Source organism: Streptomyces sp. URMC 126 (assembly GCF_051386555.1).
In the GTDB taxonomy this organism is placed as follows: domain Bacteria; phylum Actinomycetota; class Actinomycetes; order Streptomycetales; family Streptomycetaceae; genus Streptomyces.
The window spans coordinates 1-2936 of the sequence record NZ_JBPQTX010000519.1; the positions used below are offsets into that span (position 1 = coordinate 1).

At 73.9% G+C, this 2936-nt stretch carries 3 protein-coding genes; 1 reads left to right on the forward strand and 2 read right to left on the reverse strand.

Annotated features, from left to right (window positions below; translation table 11 throughout):
- Positions 1-131 precede the first annotated feature (131 nt).
- A complete protein-coding gene (locus ACSNOK_RS32185) occupies positions 132-575 on the reverse strand; it encodes an Lrp/AsnC family transcriptional regulator (RefSeq protein ID WP_004948875.1) in 444 nt (147 codons plus the stop codon).
- Positions 576-774: 199 nt separating this feature from the next.
- Between ACSNOK_RS32185 and ACSNOK_RS32190 the strand changes: the two genes are divergently transcribed.
- The gene (locus ACSNOK_RS32190) at positions 775-1158 is read left to right on the forward strand and encodes a hypothetical protein (protein ID WP_436784328.1); all 384 of its coding nucleotides are present in this window, start codon (positions 775-777) and stop codon (positions 1156-1158) included.
- A 158-nt stretch (positions 1159-1316) separates the two neighbouring features.
- Here ACSNOK_RS32190 and ACSNOK_RS32195 read toward each other — a convergent pair whose 3' ends face one another.
- Positions 1317-2489, reverse strand: coding sequence for an acyl-CoA dehydrogenase family protein (locus ACSNOK_RS32195; protein WP_436784329.1), 1173 nt, complete (start codon positions 2487-2489; stop codon positions 1317-1319).
- Between the last annotated feature and the right edge of the window lie 447 nt (positions 2490-2936).

Genomic DNA, 2936 nt, shown 5'->3' on the forward strand with positions numbered 1-2936 from the left:
GGCTGGATAGTGCGCTCCCAGAGCGCGCACTATCCAGCCCGTCCGGCGTTTGAGGACAACCGCGCGGAGCGCGGTTTCGGGGGTGCGGGGGCTGGCCCCCGCGAGAAACGGTGAAAGGGCGGGGCCGGGGCTCACCCCACCCGGGGCGGCCGCGCCTCGTAAGGCGTCGAGAGGACGATCGTCGTCCGCGTCGACACCCCCGCCAACGACCGGATCCGCGCCAGCAGATGCTCCAGCTCCAGCGGCGTGGCCACCCGCACCTTCAGGATGTAGTTCTCGTCCCCGGCGACACTGTGGCACGCCTCGATCTCGGGGATCTCCGCCAGCCGGTCCGCGATGTCGTCCGGCGCGCTCGGATCGAACGGCTTCACCGAGATGAAAGCGGTCAGCGGCAGCCCCACCGCCTCCGGGTCGACCACCGCCGCGTACCCGCGGATGACCCCGCGCTGTTCGAGCCGGCGCACCCGCTGGTGCACCGCCGAGGTGGACAGGCCCGTGGCCTTGCCCAGGTCGGTGTAGCTCATCCGCCCGTCCTTGACGAGCAGTTCCACGATCTCTTTGTCGAGCTCCTCCACACCGGCCAACCTACTGCGTCGCACGGGGCCCGGCACAGTCGGCGCCCCCGCGGGCGCGCGGAACGCGTGACGAACGCCACAGGCCCGCGCCCGTGTCCCCCCGGCCGGGGTGATTACCCCGGACCCCCGGCGGGAAGTGCTTGCTGTGGCCGGGGCCGAGACGCCCCCGCCAGGCCCAGCCGAGGGGGAAACGAAGATCATGCCGAGCCTGGAACGCCTTGAGAACGACGGCGACAGCAGCCCGTACGGCCCCGACGAGCCGGCGGACCTCACCACGATGTTCCGGGTGACCTGCCCGGACTGCGCCCGCCCGATCGCCCTGCTCGCGGACGAGGACGAGCTTCCGGAGCACGCCCTCTGCCCGTCCCCGTGGAATCCGTTCGGCCTCACGGTCTGCCCGGGCTCCGGGCGCGCCGTGGAGGACGCGGAGCCGACCGGGGAGGACGAGGGCGCCCTGGAACTGGACACGTCCCTGCTGCTCACCCTGCCGGAGAGCCTGGACTGGCGGACGCAGCCGTTCTCGCACATCGGCGGGCCCGGCTCGCGGCCGGTGCGGGTGCCGGAGAGGCGCCGCGAGGGCTGACGCGCGGGCGGCTGACGCGAAACCGCCCGAGGCCCGAGCGAGGCCCGAGCCCTGACGCGAGGCCGGGGCCGCCGCCGTCGCCCGCCCCGACGGCGGCGGCCCGGGCCGAGGAAGGCGGGGGCGCCGCCGCCCACGGATCCGGCGGAACCGCCGTGGATCTAGCGCGACTCGGGCCCGGCCAGGTGGCGGGCGATCACCATCCGCTGGATCTGGTTGGTGCCCTCCACGATCTGGAGGACCTTCGCCTCGCGCATGTACCGCTCCGCCGGGAAGTCCGCCGTGTAGCCGTACCCGCCCATGAGCTGCACCGCGTCGGTGGTGACCCGCATCGCCGCGTCGGTGCAGAAGAGCTTGGCCATGGCCGCCTGCCGGGAGAACGGCAGGCCCTGGTCGCGCAGCCGGGCGGCGGCGAGGTAGAGGGAACGGCCGGCCTCGATCTGTGTGGCCATGTCGGCCAGCAGGAAGCGCAGCCCCTGGAAGTCCACGAGCGGACGGCCGAACTGCCGTCGTCCGGCGACGAAGGCCAGCGCCTCGTCCAAGGCCGCCTGGGCGAGGCCGACGGCGCAGGCGGCGATGCCGAGCCGGCCGGAGTCGAGGGCCGACAGGGCGATGGGGAAGCCCTGGCCCTCGTCGCCGAGGCGGCGCGCGTCCGAGACCCGTACGCCGTCGAAGTGCAGCTGCGCGGTCGGCGACCCCTTCATGCCCATCTTGCGCTCCGGCGGGGCGGCCGTCAGACCCTCGGCGTCGCCCGGCACCAGGAACGCGCTGATGCCGTGCGCGCCCTCGCCGCCGGTGCGGGCCATGACGGTGTAGAAGTCGGCGATCCCGCCGTGCGTGATCCACGCCTTGGTGCCGGTGAGGACCCAGTCGTCGCCGTCCCGGACGGCACGGGTGCGCAGGGACGCGGCGTCGGAGCCGGACTGCGGCTCGGAGAGGCAGTAGGCGCCGAGCAGCCCGCCGCCGAGCATCGCGGGCAGGTGCTCGGCGCGCTGCTCCTTGGAGCCGTAGCCGGCGAGCGCGTGGCAGGCGAGGGAGTGGACGCTCACTCCGAGGCCCACCGTCAGCCGTGCGGCGGCCAGTTCCTCCAGTACCTGGAGGTAGACCTCGTACGGCTGGCCGCCGCCCCCGAACTCCTCCGGGTACGGCAGGCCGAGAAGCCCGGACGAGGACAGCAGCCGGAAGAGGTCCCGGGGAAAGTGACCGGCCTCCTCCTCGGCCGCCGCACGCGGGGCGATCTCCCCCCGCACCAGGTCACGCACCAGCGCGAGCAGGTCCTTGGCTTCCTCGGTGGGCAACTGGCGCTCCACCGGCTGCGGGCCGTGGTCGGTCATGCGACGGCTCTCCTCCCCTGTCGGGCGCTGATGCGGCGGGGGCCTGGGTGTCGGCCGTACCGCCGGTGATGCCCAGTCGACAGTCCCGTGCCGGGTCGCGGAATGGGGGTGACCTGCGGCTGTGGCGCTTGGAGTATGCCTGATCGCGGGGGTCCCGTCACGGGTTGACAGATCATGGTCGGGCTGCAATCGGAGTGGGCGGTCAGGGCATTCACGGCGTTGTTCCCCGATATACCCGGGTGTGCCGGAAACTTCACTCGCGGGCGCTCCGAATAGCCCGTCCGGTGTGCGCGGACGCGGGGGGCGGCGCGGGCGGGACGGACGCCTTCGGAGGCGCGCCGACCACGGGACACGGCGCGATGAGGCACGGCGCGTGGACGCCGCCGCCGGACCGGAGAGGGGACGCGGGCACCGCCCTCACACCCGCCCCACACCCACCCCGGCCCC